This window comes from bacterium, assembly GCA_026398675.1.
Taxonomy (GTDB): Bacteria; RBG-13-66-14; RBG-13-66-14; order RBG-13-66-14; family RBG-13-66-14; genus RBG-13-66-14.
On sequence record JAPLSK010000402.1, the window covers coordinates 1 to 3,317 of the forward strand.

5 protein-coding genes are annotated in these 3,317 nt (G+C 67.0%); 2 read left to right on the forward strand and 3 right to left on the reverse strand.

Going from position 1 to position 3,317, the window contains the following annotated elements; all coding sequences use genetic code 11:
* Window positions 1-149: 149 nt before the first annotated feature.
* From NTW26_11860 to NTW26_11870, 3 genes are read right to left on the reverse strand one after another with little or no spacing between them, the layout of a single operon-like run.
* Window positions 150-659 (reverse strand): TlpA disulfide reductase family protein, encoded by a 510-nt coding sequence (locus NTW26_11860; GenBank protein MCX7022942.1) that lies wholly within the window; start codon window positions 657-659, stop codon window positions 150-152.
* Window positions 652-927, reverse strand: a complete 276-nt coding sequence (gene rpmE, locus NTW26_11865) for a 50S ribosomal protein L31 (protein MCX7022943.1) — start codon at window positions 925-927, stop codon at window positions 652-654. Before rpmE ends, NTW26_11860 begins: the two co-directional genes overlap by 8 nt.
* A gap of 52 nt (window positions 928-979) precedes the next feature.
* Window positions 980-1,480: a lamin tail domain-containing protein gene (locus tag NTW26_11870; GenBank protein MCX7022944.1), complete on the reverse strand. Its 501-nt coding sequence runs from the start codon at window positions 1,478-1,480 to the stop codon at window positions 980-982.
* A 129-nt stretch (window positions 1,481-1,609) separates the two neighbouring features.
* Here NTW26_11870 and lpxK point away from each other — a divergent pair, with 129 nt between their 5' ends.
* Entirely contained in the window at window positions 1,610-2,632 is a 1,023-nt protein-coding gene (lpxK, locus tag NTW26_11875) for a tetraacyldisaccharide 4'-kinase (GenBank protein MCX7022945.1), read from the forward strand.
* The coding region (locus NTW26_11880) for a lysophospholipid acyltransferase family protein (protein MCX7022946.1) at window positions 2,625-3,317 on the forward strand (693 nt) is incomplete at its 3' end. The genes lpxK and NTW26_11880, both read left to right, overlap by 8 nt.

Sequence of the window (3,317 nt, forward strand, 5' to 3'; positions counted from 1 at the left end):
GAGACCCTCCCCTACGGGTAAGGTGTGAATCGTGCGACAACCTCGTAGGGGCCGCTATACGCTAAAAAACGGCGGGGACTAAGTCCCCGCCCTACATTCATCCACATCTTAGTGCGAGCCTGGCTTCCCGCCCAACCCACGCGCGCAACCTACTTCGGCAGGTTGGCCTCGATCTTGGCCCGGAAGGTCTCTTCCGTCTGGGACCCGACGAGCACCTCCACCAGGTTCCCCTGCGCGATGATGAAGGTGACCGGGATGGCCTGATGGGCGTAGAACGTATTGGCCTCCTCGTTGGAGGCGTAGGGCTCATCGGCGGCCAGGAGCACCGGCTCGGTGATGCCCAGGTCGTCCACCATGCCCTGGGCCAGGACGGGCGCCGTGTCCTCGGTGACGAAGATGAGCTGGAAGCCTTTGCCCTCGTACTCCTGGGCCAGCTTGAGCAGGCCGGGCGCCTCTTCGCGGCACGGCTCGCACCAGCTGGCAAAGAAGTTCAAAAAGACCAGCTTGTCCGAGTAGTCGGACAGCTTGTACATATTGCCATCGAGCCCCGCGGCCTGGAAATCCACGGCGGGGTTGCCCAGGGTGCCGCCGCCTCCGCCGCAGCCCGCGGCCAGGATGAACGCCGCCGTCAGGGCGACGGACAAGGTCAATTTACGCATCGGCCTCTCCTTTTTCCTCGGTCCCGGTTTCCTCGTCTTTTTCCTCATCCTTCCTCGTCTCGGCGGTCCCCTCCAGTCCGTACCTGCGCAAGTAACGCTCGACGCGGCCCGCCGAATCCATCAGCTTCTGCTTGCCGGTGTAGAAGGGGTGACAGGCGCTGCACACGTCCACCTTGATTTCCTTCTTGGTGGAGCGCGTCTTGACCTGATTGCCGCAGGCGCAGGAGATGGTCGCCTCTCCGTACTGGGGGTGAATCTTGGGCTTCATGGTTGCTCCCGTCGAGTCTCCCGGCGGTGCCCACCGACCGGGGAGCGGTATGTTAATCTAAATCGCTGCCGCCGTCAACGGGCTTTCCCTCGCCGCCCGGCGTCGGACGGGGTTCCTTGGGGTTGCCCCGGCGGGTGAATAGGTGGTAGTCGGCGTAAGCGGCCGGGTCTTTCTCGTAGTCTCCGCGGCTTTCGTAGAGAAAGGCCACGTCCTCCTCCACGCTCCAGATGTACTCCTTGCGCTGGAGGAACACGCGGGTGGCCTCCTCGGCGATGTAGCAGCGGGCCGGGTCCCGCGGGTTGTCCGGCATCCCGGTGAAGACGAGCATGGACTGCCCGCGCCGCAGAATCAAGGATTCGCGACCGACCACGTTGATGGTGAACTCGTATCCGCCCCCGTTGATGACGTAGAAACCGGACACGTCCACCGGGAGCTCGGACACGTTCTGCAGCTCGATCCACTCCGAGTTGAACCGGGGCAATCCCTGGGCGAGGCGGTACTCGCGGTGGGAGTCGGGGTGGATGGCGGCGATTCTGACACTGGGCCGGCGCAAGACGGACCTCCGCTGACGTTCGCGGGGAAAGAGAGTTTAGCAGGGCGCGGCGGGTCTAGTCAACCGTCAATCGGGTTGAAAGCGGCCGGATGCTGTGCTAACATGCCGCAATAATCCAACGAGTGCGCGATGTTCAACCCACCCGCCGCCGCAGCCTCCTTCGTATACGCCGTGGGCGTCCAGGCGGACCGCCTGCTGGACGGCCTGCGCGGAGGCGTCCGGACCCGGGCCCCGGTGGTGAGCGTGGGGAACCTGGTGGCGGGCGGCTCGGGGAAGACCCCGCTCGTCCGCTGGCTCACCGGGCGGCTGGAGGAGCGGGGGCTCTCCGTGGGCGTCGTCGCCCGGGGCTACCGGGGAAGCTGGGCAAAGAGAACGTCAAGGCCGGCGCTGGTCCGCGACCTCACGACGGAGGAGGCGGGGGATGAGGCGGCGCTTTTGGCCAAAGCACTCCCACGCGCCGAGGTCGCCGTCGGCCGGGTAAAGGCCCGGGCGGCGGAGCTCCTGGACCCGATGAACCTGGACCTGATTTTGGTGGACGACGGCCTGCAGCACCGGCGGCTGGCGCGGGACTACGACATCGCGGTGCTGGAGCGCGGCGACTGGCTGGGCTACATCGAGCGCGGCACGCGCCTGATTCCTTGGGGAAGGATGCGAGAACCCTTCGTGCGCCTGGAAAGCGTGGACGCCGTGGTCTTCTGGGACGCGTCGGAGGAGGAGGCCCGGCGGTTGAGCCTGCGCTTCCCCGAGCCGACGATGCTGCGCGCCCGGCGGGAGCCCGTGGAGCTCGCCCCGGACGGCGGAGAACTTCCACCGGGCGGGTTGAGGGGGAGAGAGGTCATCGCCTTCTGCGGCGTCGCCCGGCCGATGGTCTTCTTCGAGGATTTAAAAACAATGGGGGCGGAGTTGGTGGAGACGCGGGCCTTCCCCGACCACGCCCGCTACGCCGCCCGGCGCCTGGGGGAGCTGCGGAGACTGGCGGACGCCCACCCCGGCGCCGTCACCGTCACCACCGCCAAGGACGCGGTGAAAATTCCCTCCGGGACGCTGCCCGGCCTGCGGGTTCTGGAACGGCGCGTGGTCTTCGCCGGGGAGGACGGCGCGAGGCTCGTCGGGGAAGTCGCCGCGGTCGCACGGGGGTGCAGGCGTGGATGAGGCCGACTACAGGCCAACCCTGGGGCACCGGCTCCAGTACGCCCTGGTCTGGCTGATTTTTCTTTTGGCCAATTTGAGCCCGCGCGCCCTGGCCCGCTTCAACGCCTGGCTCCTGGGCATTTTTTTGTACCTTATCCTCGGCCGGCGCCGGCGAATCGCCAAGGGGAACCTCCGCGAGCGGCTGGGGCTGGATAAACGCGCGGCGGCCCGCACCGCCCGCCGGAATTTCTGCCGCATCGCCCAGAATTTCGTGGACTTCATGCGCCTGCCGTACTTCACCGAAAAAAAGCGGAGCCGGTGGATGACGGTGGAAGGGATGGAGCACCTGCGCGGGGCGCTGAAGAAGAAGGGGGGCGTCATCCTGGCCTCGGCGCACACCGGACCCTGGGAGCTGACCTCGGCCTTCCTCTCGGCGGAGGCGGCCCCCGGCGCGGCTCTGGCCACCCGCCAGCACAACCGGCTCGTGGACGAATTCTTGAACAAGCTGCGCGCCAAGGCCGGCCTCGACGTCATCTTCGTGGACGAAGAGCTCCGGCCGGTCGTCCGCGCCATCAAAAAAAACCGCATCCTCTACATGCTGGCGGACCAGGACGCCGGCCCCACGGGCGAGTTCGTCGAGTTCCTCGGCGCCCCGGCCAGCTTCCACCGCGGGCCGGCCTTCTTCGCCTACAAGCTGGGCGCGCCG